Origin of the sequence: Pseudonocardia sp. ICBG1034, from assembly GCF_020131375.1 — a bacterium.
GTDB classification, from domain to species: Bacteria; Actinomycetota; Actinomycetes; order Mycobacteriales; family Pseudonocardiaceae; genus Pseudonocardia; species Pseudonocardia alni.
On sequence record NZ_JAHLEK010000023.1, the window covers coordinates 744,938 to 769,985 of the forward strand.

Consider the following 25,048-nt stretch of genomic DNA (forward strand, 5'->3'; position numbering starts at 1 on the left):
GAACCCCGCGTGGAGCCGCCGGATCGTGCGGACGACGATCGGCGGGCGTTCGGCAGCCGTCCTCAGCGGGCCGTGAACCCGCCGTCGACCCGCAGCTCGGCGCCGTTGACCATCGCGGCCTCGGCCGAGGCCAGGTAGACCACGGCCGCGGCGATCTCCGACGGCTCCGCGAACCGCCGCGCCGGGATCTCGGCGCGGTGGGCGTCCCCGGCCGGGTTGTCCCACGCCGCCCGACCCAGGTCGGTGAGCACGACCGTCGGCGACACCGCGTTGACCGTCACCCCGTGCGGCCCCCACTCGACGGCGAGGGTGCGGGTCAGCCCGGTGATCCCCGCCTTGGACGCGCAGTAGGCCGCGTGCTGCTCCAGCCCGCTGCTCGCCGCCTGCGAGGCGAGGTTCACGATCCGCCCGTACCCGCGCTCCACCATGACCCGGCCCGCGGCCCGCGCCATCAGCCAGGACCCGGTGAGGTTGACGTCCAGGGTGCGGCGCCAGTCGTCGACCCCCAGCTCCAGCGCCGGGGCGAGCAGCGCGATCCCGGCCGAGTTGACCAGCACGTCGACCCGGCCGTGCCGGGCGACGACCTCGTCGACGCAGGCCCGGGCCGCGTCGGGGTCCGCGACGTCGACGACGTGCGCCGACGCGCAGACCTCCGGGACGCCGTCGGTGCGCAGGTCCGCGCCGGCGACCACGGCGCCCTGCCCGGCGAGCGCCCGGGCCGCCTCGGCGCCGATGCCCGACGCCGCGCCGGTGACCAGCGCGACCGAACCGGTGAGATCGAACATCAGCAGTCCGTCCCGACCGTGCCCGCCTCGGCGAGCCGGTCGCCGTCGCGGCGGTCGTAGGAGTCCAGCGCGGCGACCTTCTCCGCCGAGGCGCTGCCCGGGTCGAAGCGGTGGTCGAGCCAGCCGTCGACGAGCGTGCGGGCCAGTTCCAGCCCGACCACGCGCTGGCCCATGCAGAGGACCTGCGCGTTGTTGGACTTCACCGAGCGCTCGACGGAGAACGGGTCGTGCGCGGTGACCGCGCGGACACCCGGCACCTTGTTCGCCGAGATCGCGACGCCCAGCCCGGTCCCGCAGATGAGCAGGCCGCGGTCGGCCTCGCCGTCGGCGACCCTGCGTGCCGCGGCGACACCGATGTGCGGGTAGGCGGTGTGCCCGTCCGCGCCGACGCCGACGTCGACGACCTCGGCGACGCGGTCGTCGGCCTCCAGGTCGGCCTTCAGCGCCTCCTTGTACTCGTACCCGGCGTCGTCCGCGCCGACGACGATGCGGAGCTTCTCGCTCACGTCTGCTCCTCCTGCGGTGTCAGGACGTCGGCGACGGCCGTGACGATCAGGCCGAGGCTGACCGCCCCGGCGTCGGGTGTGCCCACGCTCTTCTCGGCCAGCGGGCGGGCCCGGCCGATCCGGGGCCGCAGGTCGGCGGTGTCCCGCGCCCGGGCCGTGGCGACCTCGGCGGCCGCGGCCCACGCCCCGGCGAGCGGATCGCCGTCGCCGACCCGGCGCTCCAGCTCGTCGACGAAGGGGAGCAGCGCGTCGAGCAGGGTCTTGTCCCCCGCCCGTGCGCCGCCGAGCTGCTCGATGGTCGTCGCGAACCCGCGGACGCCGGCGGCGACGGCCGCGGCCGGGTAGCCGTCGGCGGTGTCACCGAGGTGCCGCCCGAACGCCTCGAGCGCGGCGCCCCACAGCACCCCGGAGGTGCCACCGGCGCGCTCGGCCCAGGCCTGCCCGGCCTGCTGGAGCACCCAGCCGCCGCCGACGTCGTCGCCGAGCTCGCCGACCCGGGCGGTGGCGGCGGTGATCCCCTTGAGCATGCCGCGGCCGTGGTCGCCGTCGCCCGCGACGGCGTCGATCCGGCCCAGCTCGTGCTCGTGGGAGCGGATCGTCGACTCCGCCGCCGCCAGCGCGGCACGGACGGTGCCGGCGACATCCCGGGCCGCGTCGCTCGCCGCGGGCGCGGTGACGACGGCGTCGGCCTCGGCGAGCTCGTCGGCGGTCGGCTCGCGCAGCGCCGCCAGCGGTGCGGCGGTCTTGCGGTAGGCGGGGGTGTAGGCGTCCGCCCGCCACAGCGGTTCCAGCTCGTCGTCGAGCCACATCAGGGTGAGCGAACAGCCGCCCATGTCGAGGCTGGTCACGAGCTCGCCGACCTCCGGGTCGACGATCTCGTACCCGGCGTCGCGCAGCCGCGGCGCGACGTGGCGCCACAGCAGGAACAGCTCCTCGTACTTCGTGGTGCCGAGCCCGTTGAGGATCGCCCCGATCCGACCGGGCGCTCCCGTGGGTGCGTGCTTCAGCACGTCGTCGACCAGCAGCTCCGCCAGCTCGCGGGCGGGCAGCATCGGGACGTCGCGGATGCCGGGCTCGCCGTGGATGCCCAGGCCGAGCCCGAGGTGTCCCTCGGGCACCGAGAACAGCGGCTCGTCCTCGCCGGGCATCGTGCAGCCGGTGAACGCGACGCCGAGGCTGCGGGTGGCCGCGTTGGCGGCCCGGCCGAGCCGCTCGACCTCGTCGATGTCCGCACCGCGCGCGGCGGCGGCGCCCATCGCCTTGAACACGGTGAAGTCGCCCGCGATCCCGCGGCGCCGCGACTCCTCGTCGGCGGAGGCGACGTCGTCGGTGACGACCACGATGCGGGTGTCGATGCCCTCCTCGCGCAGCCGGTCGGCCGCGATCCCGAAGTTGATCGTGTCGCCGGCGTAGTTGCCGAAGCTGAAGACCACACCGCGGCCCTGGTCGGCGGCCTTCGCGACCGAGTACGCCTGGGCCGCCGACGGCGAGGTGAAGATGTTGCCGACGACGGCGCCGTGCGCCATCCCCGGCCCGACCGTCCCGCAGAAGGCCGGGTAGTGGCCGGAGCCGCCCCCGATGACGACGGCGACCTGCGGGCCGCCGTCGCCACGGTGGGCGACCACGCCGCCGTGCACCCCTCGGACACGGTCGGCGTAGAGGTCGAGGAAGCCGTCGAGCTGGTCGTCGGCGAACGTGGCGGGGTCGTCGTAGATCCTGGTCACGAGGTCTCCTTCACCGGGGTCGCGACGGCGGCGCGCGGCTCGGGGGCGTCCTGCGGGACGTTCAGGAACGAGACCATCACGAAGGCGGCCGCGTAGAGGGCGACGAAGGCCCACACGACACCGACGTTCCCGGCCCCGACCCCGAGCATCAGCGCGACGACGCCGGACCCGAGGAACGCGGCACCGCCCGCGGCGGTCGTGTACATGGCCATCGCGGCGCCCTTGTGGTCGGGTGCGAGCGCGGGCATGATCGCGCCCATCGGGACGAAGCCGGCGAGCAGGCAGCCGAACACGCAGCCCGCGGCGACCGAGACCCAGAAGCCCCAGGTCGAGCCGGCCGGGACCAGCTGCGGGACGTACCACCACAGCAGCAGGCCGACGGCGGAGCCGAAGACGCCGAACCACTGCACCGTGCGGCGCCAGCCCCACCGGTCGCCGACGGCCCCGAACACCGCGTTGACCAGGATGTTCGTCGCGTAGACGAACACGGTCATGGTCAGCCAGCGGCTCTGGCCCCAGCCGAGGTCCACCGCGATGACGGTCGGCAGGATGATGAACATGCCGTACTGCGGCGCGGTGTTGATCAGCCGGACCAGGAAGCCCATGAGGATCTTCGGGTTGGCCGCGGTGAGCCGCAGCCCGGCGCTGAGCACCTGGCCGGTGGTCTCCCCCGCCGGCGCGAGCCGACGGGTGGCGTGCGGCTCGTGCACCCCGAAGCGGGCGATCAGGTACCCGGCGACGACGAGCGCGGTCGAGCCGACCATCGCGGCCGTCTCGCCGCCGGTGCCCCCGCCGAAGGCCGGGATCATGCCGAGCGCGAACAGCGAGCCCAGGGTGGGCAGGCCGCCGGTGAACATGACGTAGAACCAGCCGACGGCGACGCCGTTGCGCGAGTACGGCGTGACGACGTTGATCCACACCAGGAACGCGAACGCGAAGAGCGGGAAGCCGAAGCCGCGCAGGAAGTAGGTGGCGGCGACCAGTGGGAGGCTGCCGATCTGCAGGCTCAGCAGGAACAGCACCTCGAACACGACCCAGACGGCGACGCCGAGGGTCATGACGCGGCGCGGACCCCACAGGTCGGCCAGCGCGCCGGACAGGTAGCTGGCGACGAGCACGGCCAGGCTGTAGCCGGTGATGATCGTCGCGACGGTGGCCTCGGGCGAGCCGAGCACCGCCTCGATGTGCGGGGAGATGAAGTTGGACTCGGTCCCGTTGCCGGTCATGAAGACCAGCACGCCGAGGAAGCCCCAGCGCAGGGAGTGCGGGATGCCGATGCGGTCGAGGAAGGTCTCGTGCTGCGGAGCGGCGCTGCTCATCGTCGACCCCCTCAGGCGTTCGGGAGGATCGAGACCTTGACCGACGCACCGGAGGTGTCGCCGACGAGGTCGAGGGCCTTCTGGAACTCCGCGAGCGGCACCTGGTGGGTGCAGATGTCGGAGATCGGGAGCTTGCCGTCCTCCAGCATCTTGATCGCGGCGGGCCAGCAGTGCGGGCCGAGGTGGGCGCCGCGGACGTCGAGCTCCTTGTCGTCGGAGATGATCGACCAGTCCACGGTGACCTCGGACCCGAAGACCGAGTACTCGACATAGGTGCCGAGCTTGCGCAGCAGGTTGAGCCCCTGCGCGACGGCCGGGACGGCGCCGGAGCCCTCCAGGTAGACGTCGGCGCCGTAGCCGTCGGTGAGTTCCTTGACCTTCGCGACGGCGTCCTCGCGGGCGATGTTGATCGTGAGGTCGGCGCCGGTGCGGCGGCCGAGCTCCAGCTTCTCGTCGTCGAGGTCGAGCGCGATGAGCAGGCGCGGGTTCTTCGCGCGGGCGCCGGCGATCAGGCCGAGGCCGATCGGGCCGCACCCGGCGACGACCACGACGTCGTCGAACCCGATGGTGCCCCGCTCGACGGCGTGCAGCGCGCAGGACAGGGGCTCGGCGAACGCGGCGTGCTGCGGTTCCAGGTCCGGCGAGACGCGGTGCACCCGGGCGCGCGTCGGGACCAGCATGTACTGGGCCATCGCGCCGTCGAAGTTCCGGAAGCCGAACATGTCGTGCGGCCCGCACATCCAGTACTGGCCGCGCAGGCAGTAGCGGCACTGCTCGCACGGGACGATCTGCTCGCAGGCGACGCGGTCGCCGACGGACACGCCGTGCAGGGCGAGGCCCTCGTCGTCACCGGAGACGATCCGGCCGACGAACTCGTGACCGGGCGTGACACCGGTCTGGGCCCAGGCGGGCCGGTTGTCGTCGCCCCAGAACTTCGCGGCGCCGTGGTAGCACTTCAGGTCGCTGGCACACACGCCGACGGCCTCGACCTGCATCAGCAGCTCGCCGGGGCCGGGCCGGGGGACGTCCACCTCCTCCAGCCGGTAGTCCTCGGGGCCGTGCACGACGACCGCCTGCATCCGGGTCGGGATGTTCTCTCCCACGGCGAAACCTCCGTTGGTGCCATGCGGGGTGCTGCATGCGACTGGCCTTGAGCATGCGTTCCGGTGTGAACATCCGTCAACACATCGGTTCCGACTTGAACAAACGTGCAGTACGCTTGACTGGTACCGATCCGGACCGGCGGAGGAGGTGGCGATGGCGCCGCACGACGTCTCCCGGCGCGACCTGGGGCTGATGCACCGGGCCGCGCGGCTGTACTACGTCGACGAGCTCAACCAGGCCGCGATCGCCGACCGGCTCACCGTGTCGCGTCCGACCGTCTCCCGGCTGCTCGCCGAGGCCCGCCGGGTCGGGATCGTGCAGATCACCGTGCACGACCCGGACTCGCTGCACACCGGCGGCGACGACGCACCCCGGCTCGCCGCCGCGCTCGGGCTGGACCGCGTGTGGCTGGCCCCGCGGCCCGCCACCGACCTCGGTCAGTCGCTCGCCGAGCCGGTCGGCGAGGCGCTGCGGGAGGCCGGGCTGCGCGCCGGCGAGGTCCTGCTCGTCTCCTCCGGGCGCACCGTGTGGGAGCTCAGCCACACCGCGCTGCCCGCGCTGGCCGGCTGCGAGATCGTGCCGACCGTCGGCGGGGTCGCCGAACCCGAGGCGTGGCACCAGACCAACGAGATCGTCCGGTCGGTCGCCGAACGCGGACACGGACGCCCGCACTTCCTGTTCACCCAGGCCATGCCGTCACCGGCGATGAGCCGCACGCTCGCCGAGGACCCGGAGTTCCGGCGGGTCACCGGGTTCTGGATGCGCGCACAGGCCGCGCTGGTCGGTGTCGGCGCCCCGCCCGCGGGCCGCGCGTCGATCTCGACCTCGGTCCCGCTCGACGACGAGGGCCTCCAGGACGGCGTCGGTGACGTCTGCCTGAACTTCTACCGCGCCGACGGCCGCCCGATCGCCTTCCCGGGCAGCGACCGGATGGTGCGGATCTCCCCGGAGCAGCTGCGACGGGTGCCGCGGACGATCGCCGTCGCCGTCGGGGAGGAGAAGGTGCCGAGCATCGTCGGCGGGGCGCGGGCGGGCCTGTTCAACCGCCTGGTGACCGACGCCCCGACCGCCCAGGCCCTGCTGGACGCCCTCGGCCCCGGCTGACCCACCGACGACGTCAGACGGCGGCGAAGGTGCCCGGTGAGCCGGGCGAGTCCTCGCACCGCTCGGCGCGATCGGACGGGAGCACACCGCGCCGTCACGTCGAGCTTCTGCCCTTCCGCCGATTCGCTTACCCGGTAAGCGGATTCCGGAGAGCGGGCGCTCGGGTCGGACCGTCGCCCGGACGGCCATCCCACGGTCCGCCGTGGTCGGCCGACCGCACGGCCGGTCTCACCGACGGGCCGATCACACCCGACGTCCACACCCCTCGTCCGACGTCCACACCCGTCGCGAGGGGTGTGGGGGCCGACGAGGGGTGTGGCCGCGGCGGGTCAGGCGGTCGGCGAGGTCCAGGGGGTGCCGGTGATGCGGCGGTAGACCTCGGCGTAGCGGTCGTGGACGACCTTCACGACCTCGTCGGGGACCTCGGGGCCGGGGGCGGTGCGGTCCCAGTCCAGCCCCGCGGACCAGTCGCGGACGTACTGCTTGTCGAAGGAGAACTGCACCCGGCCGGGCTCGTAGGAGTCGGCGGGCCAGAACCGCGACGAGTCCGGGGTGAGCACCTCGTCACCGAGGACGATCTCGCCGGAGGTGTCCCGGCCGAACTCCAGCTTGGTGTCGGCGACGATGATCCCGCCCTCGGCCGCGGACTCCGCGCCGCGCCGGTAGACCTCCAGGGTCAGGTCCCGCAGCCGGGTCGCGGTGTCGGCGCCCAGCTGCGCCACGACGTCGTCGAAGGTCATGAACTCGTCGTGCTCACCGACCGGCGCCTTGGTGGTCGGGGTGAAGATCGGCTCGGGGAGCTTCGAGCCCTCGACCAGGCCGGCGGGCAGCGTGACGCCGGAGACGGCGCCGGTGCGCCGGTACTCCTTCAGCCCGAGCCCGGTGAGGTAGCCGCGGGCGATGCACTCGACCGGCAGCATCTCCAGCGGACGGCAGCGGACGGCGCGCCCGGCGAACCCGGCGGGGATGTCGTCGGTGCCGATGACATGGTTGGGCACGAGGTCGCCGGTGCGCTCGAACCAGTACAGCGACAGCGCGGTGAGGATCGCGCCCTTGTCCGGGACGGGCGTCGGGAGCACGACGTCGTAGATCGAGAGCCGGTCCGAGGCCACGAGCAGCAGCTGGGCCGGGTCGCGGGACTCGTCGAGGTAGAGCTCGCGGACCTTGCCGGAGTGGACGAGCCTCACAGGATCCCTCCGGGGGTGTAGGCGGCGGCCTCGGGGTGCTTCGCGGTGATCGCGGCGATCTTCTCCGTCACTGTGGCCACCTGCGCGGACGCGGCGCCGGTGAACCGCAGCGGGTCCTCCAGCAGCCGGTCCAGCGTGCCGGCGGGCAGGCCGAGCCGGTCGTCGCCGGCCAGCCGCTGGAGCAGGTCGTTGTCGGCCTGGCCCTGCTCGCGCATCGCCAGTGCGACGGCGACCGCGTGCTCCTTGATGACCTCGTGCGCGGTCTCCCGGCCGACCCCGGCGCGGACGGCGGCCATCAGCACGGCGGTCGTGGTGAGGAAGGGCAGGTAGCGGTCGAGCTCGCGGGCGATCACGGCCGGGTAGGCGCCGAACTCGTCGAGCACGGTCAGCGTGGTCTCGTAGAGGCCGTCGAGGGCGAAGAACGCGTCCGGCAGCGCGACGCGGCGCACCACCGAGCAGGAGACGTCGCCCTCGTTCCACTGGGAGCCGGCGAGCTCGGCGGTCATGACCGACAGGCCGCGCAGGATCACCATGAGGCCGTTGATGCGTTCCGCGGAACGCGCGTTCATCTTGTGCGGCATGGCGCTGGACCCGACCTGGCCGGGGGCGAAGCCCTCGGTGGCGAGCTCGGCGCCCGCCATCAGCCGGATCGTCGTGGCCAGCGACGACGGCGCCGCCGCCAGCTGCACCAGTGCGGTGACGACGTCGTGGTCGAGCGAGCGCGGATAGACCTGCCCGACGCTGGTGAACGCCTCGGCGAACCCCAGGTGGGTGGCGACGCGCTGCTCCAGGTCCTCGAGCTTCACCGAGGCTTCGGTGTCGCCGCCCAGTAGATCCAGCATGTCCTGGCTGGTGCCCATCGGGCCCTTGATGCCGCGCAGCGGGTAGCGCGAGCGCAGGTCCTCCAGGCGGGCGTGCGCGACGAGCAGCTCGTCGGCGGCGGAGGCGAACCGCTTGCCCAGGGTGGTGGTCTGCGCGGCGACGTTGTGGCTGCGCCCGGCCATGACCAGCTCGGCGTACTCCGACGCGCGACGCCCGAGCCGCGCCAGGACCGCGACGGTCCGGTCGGCGACGAGCTCCAGCGACAGCCGGATCTGCAGCTGCTCCACGTTCTCGGTGAGGTCGCGGCTGGTCATGCCCTTGTGCACGTGCTCGTGGCCGGCGAGGGCGTTGAACTCCTCGATGCGGGCCTTCACGTCGTGCCGGGTGACGCGCTCGCGGGCGGCGATCGAGCCGAGGTCGACCTGCTCGACGACGGCCTCGTAGTCGTCGATGACCGACGACGGCACCTCGATGCCGAGGTCGCGCTGGGCGCGGAGCACCGCGATCCACAGCCGTCGCTCCAGCTGGATCTTGTACTCCGGAGACCAGAGGCGGACCAGCTCGGGGCTCGCGTAGCGCGCGGCCAGCACGTTGGGAATCACGTGGCGCGATGATAATGGCTGGTGGGGGCCCTGTGACCGGCGGGAGCGCGGCCTCACATCCGGGGCAGGGACTCCAGCACCTCGTGCAGCGCCTCCCGGCCGACCGCGCGCGGGTCGGGGTCGGCCTCGATCAGCGCGGTGAGCACGACGCCGTCGACGAGCGCGGTGAGCCTGCGGACCTCCCCCGGCCCCGGTCGACGGCCGGTCGCGCGGGTGAGCGCCTCGTCGAGCAGGGCGTCGAACTCGACGCGCTGGGCGCGCAGCAGCCCGGCCAGGAACGGGCGCCGGCCGGACCCGATCAGCCGCTCGAACCGGCACAGGACGGCGTCGAGGCCGCCGGTGCGCGAGCGCGGCCCGAGGAGCAGGTCGAGCACGATCTCGGCCGGGTCGTCGCGCCGGGCGAGGCAGTCGTGGGCGTCGGCCAGCTCGGTGTGCGCGAGCCGGTCGAGCGCGGCGGACACCAGGTCCTCCAGCGAGGAGAAGTAGTAGGTCGTGGCCGCCAGCGGCACCCCGGCGCGCTCGGCGACGGCACGGTGGCGGATCGCGTCGAACCCGCTCTCGGCGAGCAGCTCCGCGGCCGCCGCGACGAGCAGGGCGCGGCGACGCTCACCCTTCTCGGTCTGCTTCGGGGCCGCCATCGCCACATAGTGCCAAGACGGGACCCGTCCGGACGAGTGAGATACCGGACTCGACGCCCAGGTCGGACGGGGTGACCGTGACCGTTTCGTGACCCTGCCGTTCTCACCGCCGCGGCGATGGAACACACTGGTGAAGTGCGTCCGTCACCCAGAAGCCGCTGGTCACCGCGCGGTGGTGCGCGCGGGGCGGCGGCCGCCCCGGCCCCCGGCGAGCCCGTCGACCTGCGATCGGACACCGTCACGCTGCCGACCGAGGCGATGCGCCGGGCGATGGCCGAGGCCGAGGTCGGCGACGACGTGCTCGACGGCGACCCCACCATGCGCGAGCTGGAGGAACGGGTCGCCGGCCTGCTCGGCGCCGCCGACGCGTTGTGGACGCCCACCGGCTCGATGGCGAACCTGATCGCGCTGATGAGCCGGCTCGGCCGCGGCGACTCCTTCCTCGCCCCCCAGGGCGCGCACGTGCTCGACTTCGAGCTGGGCACGGCCGCGTGGCTGGCCGGCGGGATGCCGCGGCCGCTGCCGCACGACGCGGGACCAGGCAAGGTCACCGCGTCCGCCGTGCGCCGGGCCGCCGCCGACGACGGCTTCTACGCCTCCCTGCGCCCGGTGCTGCTGTGCCTGGAGAACACCCACAACTCCGCGGGCGGCACCGTGACCGCACCGGAGGAGCACGCCTCCGTCGCCGCCGCGGCGCGGGCCGCCCGGCTCTCGGTGCACCTCGACGGCGCCCGGCTGTGGAACGCCGCCGTCGCGCTCGGGGTCCCGCCGGGCGCGCTGACCGTCGGCGCCGACACGGTCGCGGTGTGCCTGTCCAAGGGACTCGGCGCGCCGGTCGGGTCGGTCGTCGCGGGGTCGGCGGAGTTCGTCGAGCACGCCCGGCGGCTGCGCAAGATGCTCGGCGGCGGCGTCCGGCAGGGCGGGGTGCTGGCCGCGGCCGGCCTCGTCGCGCTGGAGGACATCGACCGGCTCGCCGAGGACCACGACCTCGCGACGCGGCTCGCCGCCGGACTGCGCGAGCGCGGCTGGCGGGTCCGCGAGCCGCAGACCAACATCGTGCTGGTGGACGTGGCCGACGTGCGCGGCACGATCGCCGCGTTCGCCGAGGCCGGTGTCCGCGCCGGCGCCATCGCGGGCAAGCTGCGGCTGATGACCCACCGCGACGTCGGCGACAAGCACATCAAGGCGGCGCTGGACCGGATCGGCGAGGTCGGCCCGTCCAGCACCGGCTCCCCCGGCGGTCCTGCCCCGCTGCCCCGCACCGCCCTCGGCGGCTGAGTCCCCGGTCCCGCGCCGCGCCGCCCTCCACCGGCGCGCCGGGTCGCCTCCGGCCCGGCGCCGGACGTGCCCGCGGCACCCGGGCCGGGCGCCCCGGGCGTCCCTCGTCGCCGCCGTCACAGTGTCGCGCCCAGTCAACTCACTGTCGTCCGAGGTCAAGTCGGCCCGCACGATCGGGTCCACACTGGGCGACGGCCGGACGCCGGAGCAGGCGTCGGCCTAGGCTTCCGCCGCCGTCGCGCCCGTGCGTACGCACCGCCGGGCGCCGGTGGCTCCGACCCACGACCGGTGCCGGTGAGCTGCGCGGACCCGCGATCGCCGGGTGTCGCGCGGCCCGGGGCGCCCAGGACAGCAGGACCGTCATGACCAGCTCCGCCCCCTCGCCCGCCCCCGCCCCCGAGGCCGCCCTCGTCGCCGAGGACGTCGCCGTCGACGGCACCCACGGGGTGCTGCTCGCGCCGACCTCGCTGCGCGCCGTCCCCGGCTCGGTGCTGCTGGTCGCGGGTACCCCCGGCTCCGGGCACACCGCGCTGGCGCTGGCGCTGGCCGGGCGGATGCGGCCCGACCACGGCACCGTCACCCTCGACGGCGACGACGACCCGCGCCGCCTGCGCCGCGCCGTCGCCGTCGTCGACACGCCCGGCGTCAGCGAGCCGGAGCCGGTGCTGCCGCTGCGGACCGTCGTCGGCGAGGAGCTGGCGATGGCCGGTCGCGGCACCACCCCGCGGGCGGTGACCGAGTGGCTGGGCGCGCGGGGCGCGCAGAGCTGGGTGCGCTCGCGGTTCGAGGACGTGCCCGCGCCCGTGCGGATCGGGCTGATGACCGCGCTGGCCGCGTCCCGGCCCGGGGCGCGGGTGCTCGTGCTGACCGCGCCGGACCGGCACGGCGGCACCCCGGTGACCTGGTGGCAGGTGGCCTCCGAGCACGCCCGCGCCGGGTTCGCCGTCGTCGTGACCTGCACCGAGGGGTCGGCGACGCTGCTGGGGGTGCCCGCGGTGCGGCTCGGTGGCAGCGACGCCGGCGCGCTGCCGGCGCCCCCCGGGCGGCACAGCAGGCCCGAGGACCCGACGGGGCCGCTGACCGTCGTCGCGCCGCAGGGGGCCGACGACCTGCCCCAGGGCTGGACCCGGCGGCTGCTGCGCCGCCGCCCCGCCGGGACCGCGGATGCTCCGCCGCCCGGCACCGGGGAGCCCCCGCAGGACGCGGGTACGGCGATCCTGCCCGGGCCCGACCCCACCCCCGGGACCACCGACGGCGACGAGAGCACGGAGCGGACCTCATGAGCGCGATCCGGATGGCGATCAGCGAGCTGCGGCGGATCACCGCCGGGCGCCTGCCGGTCCTGGCCGTGCTCGCGCTGCTGATGATCCCGATGCTCTACGCGGGCTTCTACCTCTACGCCAACGGCGACCCCTACTCCCGCCTGAACCAGGTGCCCGCCGCACTCGTCGTCGACGACGCGGGCGGCACCGACGCCGACGGGAAGGCACAGAACGTCGGCCAGGACGTCGCGACGGAGCTGACCGACTCCGGCTCGTTCGACTTCCACCGGGTCTCGGCCGCCGAGGCCGACCGCGGTGTGCGCGACAACGTCTACACCTTCGCCGTGACGATCCCGCGCGACTTCACCGCGGCCCTGCAGTCCTCCGGCGAGTTCACCCCGCGCCAGGGGATCCTCGTGCTCACCACCAACGACGCCAACAACTACCTGGCCCGCACGATCGCCGACACCCTCACCACCCGGGTCCGCGAATCGGTCGCCAAGGAGGTCGGGACGCAGGCCGCGGACCGGTTCCTCACCGGCTTCTCCACCATCCACACCAGGACCCAGGAGGCCGCGGACGGCGCCGGGAGGCTCGCCGACGGCGCGGCCACCGCCCACGACGGGGCCGCCCGGCTGGCGTCCGGCGCCGGTGAGCTGGCGACCGGGCAGCGCACGCTCCTCGACGGCGCCCAGCAGCTCTCCGGCGGCGCGGGCGAGCTCGCGACCGGGGCCGGGACCCTCGCCACCGGGGCGGGCACCGCCGCGTCCGGCGCGGACCGGCTGTCCGCGGGCGCCGGGGAGCTCGCGACCGGGCTGGGCACCCTGCGCCGGGCCACCGCCGACCTGCCCACGCAGTCGCGGCGCCTCGCCGACGGCGCCCGCCAGGTCGCCGACGGCAACGCGCAGCTGGCCGCGGCCGGGGACCGGGTCGCGCAGGAGAGTGCCCGGCTGGCCGACCAGCTCGACGCCGCCGACGGCACCATCGCGGCGGGCCTGCGCGAGCGCGGGTTCACCGACGAGCAGGTGCAGCAGGCCCTGGCCGCGCTGGCGACCGCGAAGCAGCCGCTGGTCGACGGCAACGCCCGCGTCCAGCAGGTGTCCGGGCAGCTCGACCGCCTCGGTTCCGGCGCGGGGCAGGTCGCCGACGGCGCCGAGCAGCTCGCCGCGTCGGCCCCGCAGCTCAGCCAGGGCATCGCGAGCGCCGCCGACGGCGCCGGGACCCTGCGCGACGGCGCGTCCGAGCTGTCCGGCGGCGTCCGGAAGCTCTCCGACGGCGCCACGCAGCTGTCCACCGGCGCCACGGCGCTGCGGACCGGGGCGGACCGGCTCGTCGCCGGGGAGCGCACCGCGGTCGACGGGACCGACCGGCTCGCCGACGGGGCGCGCCGGCTCGACTCGGGCACCGGTGAGCTCGCCACCGGCGCGACGCAGCTGCACGACGGCCTGGCCTCGGGCCTGGACGACATCCCGAACCCGGCCCCGGGCGTCCGGGAGGCCACCGCCGCGAACATCGGCGACCCCGTCGCCACCCGCGACGTCGCCTACTCCCGGGCCGACACCTACGGCGCCGGGCTGGCCCCGTTCTTCATGGCACTCGCCACCTGGATCGGCGGCTACGTGCTGTTCCTGCTGGTCCAGCCCCTGTCCCGACGGGCGATCGCCGCCGGGCAGAGCCCGCTGCGGATCGCGCTGGGCGGCTGGATCCCGGCCGGCCTGCTGGGAGTCGTGCAGGTCACCGGCATGTACGCGGTGGTGTCGCTGCTGCTGGGGATCATCCCGGTGCACCCGTTCGCGACGCTGGCGCTGCTGTGGCTGACCTCGATGACGTTCACCGCGATCGTGCACGCCCTCAACGCCCTGCTCGGCGCGGTCGGGCAGTTCCTCGGGCTGGTCCTGATGGTGCTGCAGCTCGTCTCGGCAGGTGGCACGTTCCCGTGGCAGACCATCCCCGGGCCGCTCTACCCGGTGCACCACGTGATGCCGATGGGCTACGCCGTCGACGCGCTGCGCCACCTGATGTACGGCGGTGAGCTGGCCGGTGTCGTCGGGACGGCGGTGCCGGTGCTGCTGGCCTGGTTCGTGGGGGCCCTGGCGCTGGCGACGTTCGCGGCGTACCGCAAGCGGGTGTGGACGGCGACGGCGGTGAAGCCCGAGCTGGTGCTCTGAGGCCCGCTCAGACCCAGGCCCGCAGCCGCTCCAGCGCCTCGGTGATGCCCTCGGGCGTCCCGGCGCCGGAGAAGCGGATGTAGGCGCCGCCGTCGACCGGGTCGAAGTCCTGCCCCGGTGCGACGGCGATGCCGGTGTCGGCGAGCAACCGGTAGGTCAGGGCCATCGAGTCCTCGCCCTCGCGCAGCAGGTGCGCGATGTCGGCGTAGACGTAGAACGCGCCGTCGGCGGGCGCGAGCCGGGTGATCCCGAGCCCGCGCAGGCCGTCGAGCAGCAGGTCCCGGTTGCGGCCGTAGCGCACGACGTGGGAGTCGGCCTCGGCGTAGCTCGCCTCGTCGAACGCGGCGAGCGCCGCGTGCTGGGGCAGCGCGGGTGGGCAGACGGTGAAGTTGCCGGCCAGCCCCTCCACGGTGCGGCGCAGCCGCGGCGGGCACACCAGCCAGCCGAGCCGCCAGCCGGTCATCGAGAAGTACTTCGAGAACGAGTTGACCAGCACGGCCTCCCGCGAGGTCTCCCAGGCGCTGCTCGTCGCGGGACTGCCCGGGAACGTGATGCCGTGGTAGATCTCGTCGCTGACGAGCTGGATGCCCTGCTCCTCGCAGTACGACGCGAGTGCCGCCAGCTCGGCGGGGTCGAGGACGGTGCCGGTGGGGTTCGCCGGGCTGGCCACGACCAGGCCCTTCACCGGCTCGTCGAGCGCCTCCAGCATCTCCACGGTGGGCTGGAACCGGGTCGCCGGCCCGCACGGCAGCTCGACGACCTCGCAGCCCAGCGCGGCGAGGATGTTGCGGTAGCAGGGGTAGCCGGGGCGGGCCATGGCGACGCGGTCACCCGCGTCGAACGCGGCGAGGAAGGCCAGCAGGAACCCGCCGGAGGACCCGGTGGTGAGCACGACGTCGCCCGGGTCGACCTCCAGCTCCCGGGTGCGCCGGTAGTGCCCCGCGACGGCCTCGCGCAGCTCCGCGATGCCGGGGGCGACGGTGTAGCCGAGCACCTCCGACTGCACCGCGGCGACGGCGGCCGCGCGCACGGGTTCCGGCGCCGGGGTCGACGGCTGCCCGGCCGACAGGTTGATCAGGTCGCCGTGGGTGCGGGCCCGTTCGGCGGCGGCCGCCCAGACGTCCATGACGTGGAACGGGGCGACGGCGGCACGGGCGGCGACGGTCAGGCGGGTCACGCCGCCGAGCCTAGGCGGCGGCCCCGCACGGGACCGGACCGCGCGCCCGGGCGGGAGCCCACTCCCGGGCGCGCGGTCGGTCACGAACCGGGGCGGGCGCGGGGCCCGCCCGGTGTCACTCGGCCTCGAAGCCCAGGGCGTCGACGACGGCGCCGATCTGCGCGTCGGTGTCGGCGACGGTGTCGTCGAGGTACTCGGCGACCGGGGTCAGCTCGGCCGCCTGCGCGGTGCCGGTGAGCGCCAGGGCGGCGAGCGGCGCGGCGACGACGCCACCCACGAGGGCGAGGGCGCGACGACGACGGGCCTGCTGGGGAGCGTGGGCCATGGTGATCCTCCTGTGGTTCAGGGACACGGGCTGTGTCCCTGTGCCACAGGACGATTCCCCGACGGACCGGTGGAGATCAAACCCTGGTGTCCGGTTTTACCGGCTCTTCATGATCATCGAACAACCGGCTACGGAGGGCCAGGTCAGGCCATTCGGACTATCGGGGGTTACGCCATACGGCGGTAACACTCGCGCAACATCAGGCCTGCGCGACGGGCACGCTGACCTCTCCGCGCTCGGCCTTGAGCCCGATGTCGGTGCGGTGGTGCGAGCCCGCGAGGCGGACCGGCCCCAGCCGGGCGTAGGCCTCGGCCCGGGCGGCGGCGAGGTCGGAGCCGGTGCCCACGACCGACAGGACGCGCCCGCCGGAGGAGACGACCGCGCCGTCCTCGCGGCGACGGGTACCGGCGTGCAGCACGCCCTCCCCCTCGGCGCCGGTGATGACGTCACCGAGCCGCGGGGTGGCCGGGTAGCCCTCCGCGGCGACGACGACCGTCACCGCCGCCCCGTCGGCCCACTCGATCGCGGGCTGGTCGGCGAGGGTGCCGGTCGCGGTGGCGAGCAGCAGCTGCGACAGCGGGGTGCGCAGCAGCGCCAGCACGGCCTGGGTCTCCGGGTCCCCGAAGCGGCAGTTGAACTCGATGACCGCGGGGCCCTGCGAGGTCAGCGCGAGACCGGCGTAGAGCAGCCCGGTGAACGGGGTGCCGCGGCGCACCATCTCCTCGGCGACCGGCGCGACGACCCGGGCGACCAGCTCCTCGGCGAGGTCCTCGCCCGCCCAGGGCAGCGGGCAGTAGGCACCCATGCCGCCGGTGTTGGGGCCGGAGTCGTCGTCGCCGACGCGCTTGAAGTCCTGCGCGGGCAGCAGCGGCACGACGGTGGCGCCGTCGACGAGGCAGAACAGCGACGCCTCGGGCCCGTCGAGGAAGGACTCCAGCAGCGCCGGGTGGCCGGCGTCGAGCAGCCCGAGGGCGTGCGCGCGGGCCACCTCGATGTCGCCGGACACGACGACGCCCTTGCCCGCGGCCAGTCCGTCGTCCTTGACGACGTAGGGCGGGGTGAACACCGACAGCGCGGTGTCGAGGTGCGCCGGGTTGTCGACGACGACCGACGAGGCCGTCGGCACCCCGGCCGCGCTCATGACGGCCTTCGCGAACGCCTTGGACCCCTCGATCCGGGCCGCCTCGGCGCTCGGGCCGAAGCAGGGGATGCCGGCCTCGCGCACCGCGTCGGCCGCACCGTTGACCAGCGGGCCCTCCGGCCCGACGACCACGAGGTCCGCCTGCCAGGTCCGCGCCAGGTCGACGACGGCGCCGTTGTCGGTGACGTCGAGCCCGAGCTGCTCGGACACCGCGGCCGTCCCCGCGTTGCCGGGGGCGACGGCCAGCGCCGTCACCTCCGGGTCCTGCGCCAGAGCCACGGCGATGGCGTGCTCACGCGCACCGCTTCCCACGATCAGGATCCGCACGGTGGCCGAGCGTATCCGTGCACGTCGGACGACGGGGAACCGGTGTCCGCTCAGCCGTCGCAGCGTTGCAGGTGGGCCCCGATCAGCGCGGTGACGTGGGTGGGGTGCTCCTGCTGCGGGAAGTGCCCGGTGGCCGGGAGCGTGTGGTGGGTCAGCCCGGCGCCGGCGAACCGCTCGTCGCCGCGCATGGTGGTGTCGAGCACGCACGGGTCGTCGGCGCCGTGCACCTGCAGCACCGGCACCCCGACCGGCCGGGAGAGCTCGCGGGCGAACCGGCGGCCGTCGGGGCGCACCTGGGAACGCATCGACCAGCGGTAGTACTCGAGGCTGCAGTGGGCGACGGTGGAGATCCGCATCGCCTCCGCGTTGCGGGCGACGGCGTCGGCGAAGTCGGTGGTGGCGACCCACTCCGGACCCGCCCAGGCCCGCATGATCCGCCCGACCCGGGCGCCGCCGTCGGCACGCAGGGAACGCTCCGGCAGCCGCGGCAGCTGGAACCCGGCCATGTAGCGGCTCGCGCGACCCTGGCCGAGCGGGTCGCGCAGCACCGCGTCGCGCATCACGACCGGGTGCGGCGCCCCGAGCCCGGTGAGCGAGACGACCAGCCGCGGGTGCAGCGTGGCCACCGTCCAGCCGATCGCGGCACCCCAGTCGTGCCCGACGACGTGGGCGCGCGGCTCCCCCAGCGCCCGGATCAGCCCGGCGCAGTCGCCGGCGAGGGTCCACAGGTCGTAGCCGCGGGGGGTCTTGTCGGTGTCGCCGTAGCCGCGCAGATCGGGCGCGACGACCCGGTAGCCGGCGTCGCCGAGGGCGAGGAGCTGGTGGCGCCAGGTCCACCAGAACTCCGGGAAGCCGTGCAGCAGCACGACCAGCGGGCCGGTCGGCGGGCCGTACTCGGCGAGGTGGATGCGGATGCCGTTGGCCGACACCGCGCGGTGCGTCCACGGACCGGGCACCCGGACGACCGAGGGGTCGGGCGGGGTACCGGTCGCCGCGGACACGCCGGGTCAGCCCGCGGCGGCGTGCCGCCCGGAGGTGCCGTCGGCGATCTCGCGGACGTTGTCGCGGTCGCCGCGGTGACCGCGCTGGGCGAGCACCTGCGCGGAGTCCTTGAGCGAGTCGATGGTGCGCTCGGGCTTGCGGATCTTGCGGACCCGCAGGTAGCCGAGGAAGCCGAACAGGCCGGCGACGAGCAGCATGAACAGGAACGTGATCCCGAAGCCCGCGGCGCGGTTGAGCCACAGCGACAGGAACTCGGCCAGGGTGAAGAACAGGTAGAACAGGCTGAACAGCCCGATCACCGCGGCGATCACGAAGAAGACGCTGCCCTGCACGCCCTTCTTCACCTCGGCCGTGACCTCGGCCTTGGCGAGCTCCACCTCCGACCGGACCAGGGTGGAGAGGTGGGTGGTGACGTCCTTCGCGAGGGCACCGAGGGACGCGTCGCGCGGCCCCGGCTCGTTCGTGAGCGGGATCGAGGGCAGGACCGGCGGAACCTCCGCGTTGCCCGACTGGCTGTTGCTGGCCACCGTCTTCCCTCCTGCTGGTGCACTCGCCTACCCGGGGCGCTGGGGCTCCCCCGGACGGCCGTCGTTCGGTGAGCCGCCATCGTGCCACGGGGCCCGGCGACCCGCTCGGCTGCGCCACGCCGGGGACACGGCCTCACTCGTCCGGGCGGCCGCGCAGTTTCTTGATCTGTCCGCGCCGGTTCTTGGCGTCGAGCCTGCGACGCTGCGAACCGCGCGTCGGACGGGTCGGGCGACGGGTGCGCGGGCCCGCCGCGGTCGCCTCGCCGAGCAGGGTCGCGAGCCGCCCGCGGGCGGCCTCGCGGTTGCGGAGCTGGCTGCGGTGCTCGGAGGCGACGACGGTCAGCACGCCGTCGACGAGCCGGTTCGCCAGCCGCGACAGGGCGCGGTCACGCAGGTCGTCGGGGACGCTCGGCGAGGCCGCGAGGTCGAAGGACAGCTCCACCCGCGAGTCGGTGGTGTTGACGCCCTGCCCGCCGGGCCCCGAGGCGCGGGAGAACCGCCAGTGCAGCTCGCGGGCGGGCACGACGAAGCCCCGCCGCACCTCGATCGGGTCGTCCACACCGACCAGTGTCGCCGATCGGCCCCGGGCCCCGTGCGGTGAGCACGGACCCGGGGCCGCCGGGACCGGAGGGTCAGTCCTCCTTGGACTCGCTCATGCCGGACGAGATCAGGTCCATCACCGACGAGTCGGCGAGGGTCGAGACGTCGCCGACGTCCCGGTTCTCGGCGACGTCGCGCAGCAGGCGGCGCATGATCTTGCCGGAGCGGGTCTTCGGCAGCTCCTCCACGACCAGGATCTGGCGCGGCTTGGCGATCGGGCCGATCTCCTTGGAGACGTGGTCGCGGAGCGCCTTGATGGCCTCCTCGCCCTTCGCCTCGTCCTTCGACGCGCTCCCGCGCAGGATCACGAACGCGACGATCCCCTGGCCGGTGGTCTCGTCCGAGGCGCCCACGACCGCGGCCTCGGCGACGGTCGGGTGGCTGACCAGCGCCGACTCCACCTCGGTGGTCGAGATGCGGTGCCCGGAGATGTTCATGACGTCGTCGACGCGGCCGAGCAGCCAGATGGCGCCGTCGTCGTCGTACTTGGCGCCGTCACCGGCGAAGTAGTAGCCCTGCTCGGCGAAGCGGGACCAGTAGGTGTCCTTGTAGCGCTCGGTGTCGCCCCAGATGCCGCGCAGCATCGACGGCCACGGCTTGTCGAGGACCAGGTAGCCGCCCTCGCCGTTGCCGACCGGGGTGCCGGTGTCGTCGACGACGGTGGCGGAGATGCCCGGCAGCGCACGCATGGCCGAGCCCGGCTTGGTCGCGGTGACGCCCGGGAGCGGCGCGATCATCTGCGAACCGGTCTCGGTCTGCCACCAGGTGTCGACGATCGGGCAGTTCTCCTTGCCAATCTTCTCCCGGAACCACATCCAGGCCTCGGGGTTGATCGGCTCGCCGACCGTGCCGAGCACCTTCAGCGAGGACAGGTCGTACTTCGCGGGGATGTCCTCGCCCCACTTCATGAACGTGCGGATCAGCGTCGGGGCGGTGTAGTAGATCGAGACCTTGTACTTGTCGACGATCTCCCAGTGCCGGCCCTCGTGCGGGGTGTTCGGCGTGCCCTCGTAGATCACCTGCGTGGCGCCGTTGGCGAGCGGCCCGTAGACGATGTAGGTGTGCCCGGTGACCCAGCCGATGTCGGCGGTGCACCAGTAGACGCTCTCGCCCGGCTTGTGGTCGAACACCACGTTGTGGGTGTAGGCGGACTGCGTGAGGTAGCCGCCGGAGGTGTGCAGGATGCCCTTCGGCTTCCCGGTGGTGCCCGAGGTGTAGAGGATGAACAGCGGGTGCTCGGAGTCGAAGGACTCCGGGGTGTGCTGGTCGGACGCGCCGTCGACGGCGTCGTGCCACCACACGTCGCGGCCGTCGGTCCACGGCACGTCGGTCTCGGTCCGCTTGACGACGAGGACCTTCTCGATCGAGGTGCCCTCGACGGCCTCGTCGGTGTTCTCCTTCATCGGTGCCGGCTTGCCGCGGCGGTACTGGCCGTCGCTGGTGATCAGCACCTTGGCCTCGGCGTCCTCGATGCGCGCCTTGAGCGCGCCCGGGGAGAACCCGCCGAACACGACGCTGTGCAGCGCGCCCAGGCGGGCGCAGGCCAGCATCGAGAAGACGGCCTCGGGGATCATCGGCAGCTGGATGGCGACCCGGTCGCCCTTGCCGACGCCCAGCTCGGTCAGCGCGTTGGCGGTCTTGGAGACCTCGCGCTGCAGGTCGGCGTAGGTGATGGTGCGGGAGTCGCCGGGCTCGCCCTCCCAGTGGATGGCGACGCGGTCGCCGTTGCCCTCCTCGACGTGCCGGTCGGCGCAGTTGTAGGCGACGTTGAGCTCGCCGCCGACGAACCACTTCGCGAAGGGGGGCTCCCAGTCGAGGACCCGGTCCCACTTCGTCGTCCAGTGCAGACGGTCCGCCTGCTCGGCCCAGAAGCCCTCGCGGTCGGCATCGGCGCGGTCGTACCACTCGGCGGTGGCGTTCGCCTGCGCGGCGAACTCCTCCGGCGGAGGGAACGACCGGCTCTCGGTGGAGAGTGCGCTGAGCGCAGAGCTCTTCTCGGACTCGGCCATGTCCTCGTGTCCTCCTCGACGCGGCGGGTCACTTCGGGCCGGTGTGGCGGCCTCGGTCGCACTCGGTGTGCGCACACGTGTGCAGTACGACGCTAGTGAAACGTCGTGGCCCGTGCACCGTCTGTCGGGACAGGTAGGGACAGGACACGACGGCTGCACCTGACCGTCCGCGCAGGTCGGGGGCCACTCCCCGGTGCCTCACGGGGGTTCGCTAGACCCTCGGCGGTGGACGGACGGACGTCCGGCGGTCGGTGGATCACCACGACCGGTCGCCGAGCGGTCCGCACCGCAGGGGTACTACCCGACGGTAACCCCCGGGTTGGGACGATGACGCCCATGGCCCGCCCCGCAGCAGCCGATCCGCTCGCCCCGCTCGCCGCCCTCCCCGGCGTCCCCGAGGCGGTCTCCCGCGCCCGCGACGCGGCCACCGAGGTGCACAACCAGCCGGTCAACCGGCGCGGCTGGCCCGCGACGGCGGCCGAGGCCGCCCTGCGCGCGGCCCGCTCCTCCGCCGCGGTCGACGGTGCCCCGCTGCGGCCGGTCACCGCCGACCACGTCTCGGACCCGGTCCTCGCCGGCGCCGTCCGGATCGCCGACGAGCGCGCGAAGCTCCTCGACACCTGGGGGCGCGCACCGCTGCAGGGGCTCGCCCGGCTGCACGTGCTGGCCGCCGGCGACCTCGTGCCCGCCGCCGAGCACGAGCAGGTGCTGGGCAGGCCGCGCCCGGCGACGTCGGGACGGCTCGCGGCGCTGGCCGACCTGATCGGCGGGGGCACCTCCGTGCCGGCACCGGTGCTGGTCGCCGTCGTGCACGGCGAACTGCTGACCCTGGCCCCGTTCGGCACCGCCGACGGCGTCGTGGCCCGGGCCGCGGCCCGGCTGACCGCGATGTCGACCGGGCTGGACCCGCGCGGTCTGTCGGTGCCCGAGGTGGGGTTCCTGCGCCGCACCGCGGAGTACCGGGAGGCCGCGGCGGCGTTCGCATCCGGGACGCCCGACGGTCTGGCCCGCTGGATCGTCCACACCTGCGCGGAGTGGGAGGCGGGCGGCCGGGAGGGCCTGTCGATCGCCGCCGCGCAGTCCGGCTGAGCCCCGCACTCGGCACGGGCCTCGCGCGCCCTCGGTCGAGCCGCTGCACCCCGGTCGAGGCGCTGCCCCCGGCCGGGCTCCCGCACTCCGGCCGGGCTCGAACACGACAGAGCCGGGTGGTGCCCCGAGGGGCGCCACCCGGCCCGACGTGGGAACCGGCGTCCTGGCGTGCACTACGTGTCGTGTTGTGCGGCCTCGGCGCCCGGCGTCCCGGTTCGCAGGCCCACGACGACATGCCTCCCGCGGCGTGCTCGGCGTGGACGTGATCCGGTTCCCACGTACGGAGCCCGGTCAGGGGAGACGCCTCTTCTCCTCCGAGACGCCCCTGGCCCGGCCGGGGTCCGTGCCTCCTTCGTAGACCCGGAACGTGATGCGGGCAACCCTCGCACCGGGATGCACCGGTTCAGCAGCACAGGGTGACCGTCGACGGCCGCCGGGTGGGTGCACGACGACGCCCGGACGGCGGTCGCGCGCGGCATCCGGGCCGCTTCCGGCCCGACACGGTCGGCGCCGGGTCGCCCCGCTACCCGCACAGCCGCCCCGCTGCCCGCACCGGCACGGCCGGCCCCACCGCCCGCACCGGCCGCATGCCGCCACCGAGCCGCACGGCTCCGTCGATCAGTGCATCAGCGCTGCCCGACGGCGGTCGTGCAGCAGTCGTGTACTGATCGACAGTCGCCCCTCGGGGCGCTCCGCACCGTCCCGCGCCCCGCCACCCGGCAGTCCGCTCACCGCCCTGCCCGCAGGTCGGCCATCGCGTCAGCGGTCCCCGCGGGTGGACCGGGTGACGGCGGCCCCCGCCACCAGCGCCGCGAGCACCCCGCCGACCGCCGCCGCACCGAGCAGCGCCGGGTCCCGCCACGGCCCGACCGCACCGACCCCACCGGTGTCCTCGCCGGCCCCCTCGGTCGCCCGCCCGGCGTGGACACCACCGCGGGCCCCGGCCGCGAACCGGTCGGACAGCCGGTCGCGCAGCCGGAACAACCGGTCCCGGCGGGAGGCGGCGCGCACGAACGCGAGCACCGGCCACCCCCGCTCACGGGCGATCGCCCGCAGCTCACGGTCCGGGTTCACCACGGACGGCTGCCCGACCGCCTCCAGCAGCGGCAGGTCGGTGATCGAGTCGGTGTAGGCGGCGCACCGCGCGAGGTCGAGTCCCAGCTCCTCGGCGATCTCCCGGGCGGCGACGGCCTTGCCCTCGCCGTAGCAGTAGAACGCGATCTCCCCGGCGTAGCGGCCGTCCTCGACGTGCATCCGGGTCGCCCGGAAGCGCGTGATCCCGACCAGTTCGGCGATCGGCTCGACGACCTCCAACCCCGACGCCGACAGCAGCACGATCTCCGCCCCCTGCGCGCGGTGGTGCTCGATCAGCCGGACCGCCTCGGGGTAGACGAGCGGGCCCACGATCTCCTGCAACGTCTCGGCGACGATCGCACGGACCCGCGCCACCTCCCAGCCCTGACAGATCAGCACCATCCGCCGGCGCAGTGTGTCCATCGTGGACGCGTCCGCGCCGGCGAGCACGAGCAGCAGCTGGGCCCACGCCCCGCGCAGGACGGTCGCGCGGTCGATCAGACCGGCGCGGGCGAACGGACGCGCGAACGCCAGCGCACTCGACCCGGCGATGATCGTGTTGTCGAGGTCGAGGAACACCGCCCGGGGGACGGCGGCACCGGCGGTCCGGTCCGGCGCGACGGGGGTTGTGGAGGACTCGGGCACGACGTCCAGCCTGCCCGAACCGGGACGCGCCTCGTCCGTGGTCCCCGGATCCGTCCACACCCCGCCGACCGTCGGCCCCACGGTGGGCGCCGCCCGTCCCCGCACCGCCCGGCCGGGGGTACGAGCACTCCGGTGACCGGCAGCGGAGAGTGATCGACCGTACGCGACCGGTCGCCCGGACGCGCTCACCGGTCAGTGGCGCAGTTCACCCCGTCGGGGTCGAGAGCGACATCGCCGCCGGTACCGGTCGGCGCAGGCCACGGCCGGAGTATGGGCGCGACCGGCATGTTCCGGCTACAGTTGACCGAGCTCGGACGTGGTCCGAGCGGGTTCAGCTCGACCCCCCGGGGCTGAACCGCCCGACGGCCCCCGCCAATCCCCCCTGGCGGGGGTCGTCCTACGTCCGGGGTCGACGACACGGTCGTGTCGGTCGCCCGTCTCCCCGGCACGCTCCCCGCCGCTCCGGTTCTGCTCCTCCGTGGCGCGCACGCGAGGGCCCTCCCCCGTGCTCCATCCTCCCGCACGACACCGACGGAACCGGTGGGTTGTCCACAGGTCGGGCCGTTTCCACCACGTTGTCCACAGGCCCGCGATCGGGGCCGGCGGGGCCCTCCCGGGACCGCACGCTCGACA

The 25,048-nt window shown here is 74.5% G+C and carries 21 protein-coding genes; 5 read left to right on the top strand and 16 right to left on the bottom strand.

Features of this window, described 5'->3' with window-relative positions; genetic code table 11:
- Nucleotides 1-62 precede the first annotated feature (62 nt).
- Genes KPF22_RS27905 through KPF22_RS27925 form a run of 5 tightly spaced genes read right to left on the bottom strand, consistent with a single transcriptional unit; the run spans nt 63 to nt 5,437 of the window.
- Nucleotides 63-785: a GolD/DthD family dehydrogenase gene (locus KPF22_RS27905; protein WP_224403765.1), complete on the bottom strand. Its 723-nt coding sequence runs from the start codon at nt 783-785 to the stop codon at nt 63-65.
- Nucleotides 785-1,291 carry a ribose-5-phosphate isomerase gene (locus KPF22_RS27910; RefSeq protein ID WP_208820591.1) on the bottom strand — a complete coding sequence of 169 codons (507 nt, stop codon included), beginning with the start codon at nt 1,289-1,291 and terminating at the stop codon, nt 785-787. The genes KPF22_RS27905 and KPF22_RS27910 overlap by 1 nt, the downstream gene beginning before the upstream one ends.
- On the bottom strand, nt 1,288-3,015 hold the full coding sequence (locus tag KPF22_RS27915; RefSeq protein ID WP_224403766.1) for a dihydroxyacetone kinase family protein: 1,728 nt from the start codon (nt 3,013-3,015) through the stop codon (nt 1,288-1,290). The genes KPF22_RS27910 and KPF22_RS27915 overlap by 4 nt, the downstream gene beginning before the upstream one ends.
- Entirely contained in the window at nt 3,012-4,334 is a 1,323-nt protein-coding gene (locus KPF22_RS27920; protein WP_178374790.1) for an RbtT/DalT/CsbX family MFS transporter, read from the bottom strand. Before KPF22_RS27920 ends, KPF22_RS27915 begins: the two co-directional genes overlap by 4 nt.
- Nucleotides 4,335-4,345: 11 nt before the next feature.
- Nucleotides 4,346-5,437, bottom strand: a complete 1,092-nt coding sequence (locus KPF22_RS27925) for an alcohol dehydrogenase catalytic domain-containing protein (protein ID WP_208820587.1) — start codon at nt 5,435-5,437, stop codon at nt 4,346-4,348.
- Between the two features lie 154 nt (nt 5,438-5,591).
- On the opposite strand from KPF22_RS27925, the gene KPF22_RS27930 reads away from it, so the two are divergent.
- Nucleotides 5,592-6,542, top strand: a complete 951-nt coding sequence (locus KPF22_RS27930; RefSeq protein ID WP_224403767.1) for a sugar-binding transcriptional regulator — start codon at nt 5,592-5,594, stop codon at nt 6,540-6,542.
- Between the two features lie 329 nt (nt 6,543-6,871).
- On the opposite strand, the gene KPF22_RS27935 is transcribed toward KPF22_RS27930, so the two are convergent.
- From KPF22_RS27935 to KPF22_RS27945, 3 genes are read right to left on the bottom strand one after another with little or no spacing between them, the layout of a single operon-like run.
- Nucleotides 6,872-7,729, bottom strand: a complete 858-nt coding sequence (locus tag KPF22_RS27935; protein ID WP_208820585.1) for a phosphoribosylaminoimidazolesuccinocarboxamide synthase — start codon at nt 7,727-7,729, stop codon at nt 6,872-6,874.
- Nucleotides 7,726-9,153 carry an adenylosuccinate lyase gene (gene purB / locus KPF22_RS27940; protein WP_208820583.1) on the bottom strand — a complete coding sequence of 476 codons (1,428 nt, stop codon included), beginning with the start codon at nt 9,151-9,153 and terminating at the stop codon, nt 7,726-7,728. The genes KPF22_RS27935 and purB overlap by 4 nt, the downstream gene beginning before the upstream one ends.
- A 53-nt stretch (nt 9,154-9,206) precedes the next feature.
- Complete coding sequence (locus KPF22_RS27945; RefSeq protein ID WP_208820581.1) at nt 9,207-9,791, bottom strand: TetR/AcrR family transcriptional regulator; 585 nt, start codon at nt 9,789-9,791, stop codon at nt 9,207-9,209.
- A gap of 222 nt (nt 9,792-10,013) precedes the next feature.
- Here KPF22_RS27945 and KPF22_RS27950 point away from each other — a divergent pair, with 222 nt between their 5' ends.
- The 3 genes from KPF22_RS27950 (at nt 10,014) to KPF22_RS27960 (ending at nt 14,499) form a co-directional block, all read left to right on the top strand.
- Nucleotides 10,014-11,069, top strand: coding sequence for a low specificity L-threonine aldolase (locus KPF22_RS27950; RefSeq protein ID WP_255625323.1), 1,056 nt, complete (start codon nt 10,014-10,016; stop codon nt 11,067-11,069).
- Between the two features lie 362 nt (nt 11,070-11,431).
- Nucleotides 11,432-12,352: an ATP-binding cassette domain-containing protein gene (locus KPF22_RS27955; protein WP_224403769.1), complete on the top strand. Its 921-nt coding sequence runs from the start codon at nt 11,432-11,434 to the stop codon at nt 12,350-12,352.
- Nucleotides 12,349-14,499 carry a YhgE/Pip domain-containing protein gene (locus KPF22_RS27960; protein ID WP_224403770.1) on the top strand — a complete coding sequence of 717 codons (2,151 nt, stop codon included), beginning with the start codon at nt 12,349-12,351 and terminating at the stop codon, nt 14,497-14,499. Before KPF22_RS27955 ends, KPF22_RS27960 begins: the two co-directional genes overlap by 4 nt.
- Before the next feature lie 7 nt (nt 14,500-14,506).
- Here the strand turns inward: KPF22_RS27960 and KPF22_RS27965 are convergent, their stop codons facing one another.
- The 7 genes from KPF22_RS27965 to acs all read right to left on the bottom strand — a co-directional run bounded on the left by KPF22_RS27965 (nt 14,507) and on the right by acs (nt 21,607).
- Nucleotides 14,507-15,625: an aminotransferase class I/II-fold pyridoxal phosphate-dependent enzyme gene (locus KPF22_RS27965; protein WP_208823448.1), complete on the bottom strand. Its 1,119-nt coding sequence runs from the start codon at nt 15,623-15,625 to the stop codon at nt 14,507-14,509.
- Between the two features lie 166 nt (nt 15,626-15,791).
- Entirely contained in the window at nt 15,792-16,001 is a 210-nt protein-coding gene (locus tag KPF22_RS27970) for a hypothetical protein (RefSeq protein WP_139282823.1), read from the bottom strand.
- Between the two features lie 199 nt (nt 16,002-16,200).
- Complete coding sequence (gene purD / locus KPF22_RS27975; RefSeq protein WP_224403771.1) at nt 16,201-17,469, bottom strand: phosphoribosylamine--glycine ligase; 1,269 nt, start codon at nt 17,467-17,469, stop codon at nt 16,201-16,203.
- 50 nt (nt 17,470-17,519) lie between these two features.
- On the bottom strand, nt 17,520-18,470 hold the full coding sequence (locus KPF22_RS27980) for an alpha/beta fold hydrolase (RefSeq protein WP_224403772.1): 951 nt from the start codon (nt 18,468-18,470) through the stop codon (nt 17,520-17,522).
- 6 nt (nt 18,471-18,476) lie between these two features.
- Complete coding sequence (locus KPF22_RS27985; RefSeq protein WP_178374796.1) at nt 18,477-18,998, bottom strand: phage holin family protein; 522 nt, start codon at nt 18,996-18,998, stop codon at nt 18,477-18,479.
- Between the two features lie 133 nt (nt 18,999-19,131).
- Nucleotides 19,132-19,557 carry an alternative ribosome rescue aminoacyl-tRNA hydrolase ArfB gene (gene arfB / locus KPF22_RS27990; protein WP_062399635.1) on the bottom strand — a complete coding sequence of 142 codons (426 nt, stop codon included), beginning with the start codon at nt 19,555-19,557 and terminating at the stop codon, nt 19,132-19,134.
- 73 nt (nt 19,558-19,630) lie between these two features.
- Nucleotides 19,631-21,607 (bottom strand): acetate--CoA ligase, encoded by a 1,977-nt coding sequence (acs, locus tag KPF22_RS27995; RefSeq protein WP_208823434.1) that lies wholly within the window; start codon nt 21,605-21,607, stop codon nt 19,631-19,633.
- A gap of 336 nt (nt 21,608-21,943) precedes the next feature.
- On the opposite strand from acs, the gene KPF22_RS28000 reads away from it, so the two are divergent.
- Entirely contained in the window at nt 21,944-22,696 is a 753-nt protein-coding gene (locus tag KPF22_RS28000; protein WP_208823431.1) for an oxidoreductase, read from the top strand.
- Between the two features lie 759 nt (nt 22,697-23,455).
- On the opposite strand, the gene KPF22_RS28005 is transcribed toward KPF22_RS28000, so the two are convergent.
- Complete coding sequence (locus KPF22_RS28005) at nt 23,456-24,415, bottom strand: HAD family phosphatase (protein WP_224403773.1); 960 nt, start codon at nt 24,413-24,415, stop codon at nt 23,456-23,458.
- Between the last annotated feature and the right edge of the window lie 633 nt (nt 24,416-25,048).

Bases quoted from the DNA above. Each gene is read 5' to 3' on its own strand.
- KPF22_RS27905 (WP_224403765.1), bottom strand. From the start codon at position 785: ATGTTCGATCTCACCGGTTCGGTCGCGCTGGTCACCGGCGCGGCGTCG.
- KPF22_RS27920 (WP_178374790.1), bottom strand. From the start codon at position 4,334: ATGAGCAGCGCCGCTCCGCAGCACGAGACCTTCCTCGACCGCATCGGC.
- KPF22_RS27930 (WP_224403767.1), top strand. From the start codon at position 5,592: ATGGCGCCGCACGACGTCTCCCGGCGCGACCTGGGGCTGATGCACCGG.
- KPF22_RS27945 (WP_208820581.1), bottom strand. From the start codon at position 9,791: ATGGCGGCCCCGAAGCAGACCGAGAAGGGTGAGCGTCGCCGCGCCCTG.
- KPF22_RS27955 (WP_224403769.1), top strand. From the start codon at position 11,432: ATGACCAGCTCCGCCCCCTCGCCCGCCCCCGCCCCCGAGGCCGCCCTC.
- KPF22_RS27960 (WP_224403770.1), top strand. From the start codon at position 12,349: ATGAGCGCGATCCGGATGGCGATCAGCGAGCTGCGGCGGATCACCGCC.
- KPF22_RS27965 (WP_208823448.1), bottom strand. From the start codon at position 15,625: ATGGACGTCTGGGCGGCCGCCGCCGAACGGGCCCGCACCCACGGCGAC.
- KPF22_RS27970 (WP_139282823.1), bottom strand. From the start codon at position 16,001: ATGGCCCACGCTCCCCAGCAGGCCCGTCGTCGTCGCGCCCTCGCCCTC.
- acs (WP_208823434.1), bottom strand. From the start codon at position 21,607: ATGGCCGAGTCCGAGAAGAGCTCTGCGCTCAGCGCACTCTCCACCGAG.
- KPF22_RS28000 (WP_208823431.1), top strand. From the start codon at position 21,944: ATGGCCCGCCCCGCAGCAGCCGATCCGCTCGCCCCGCTCGCCGCCCTC.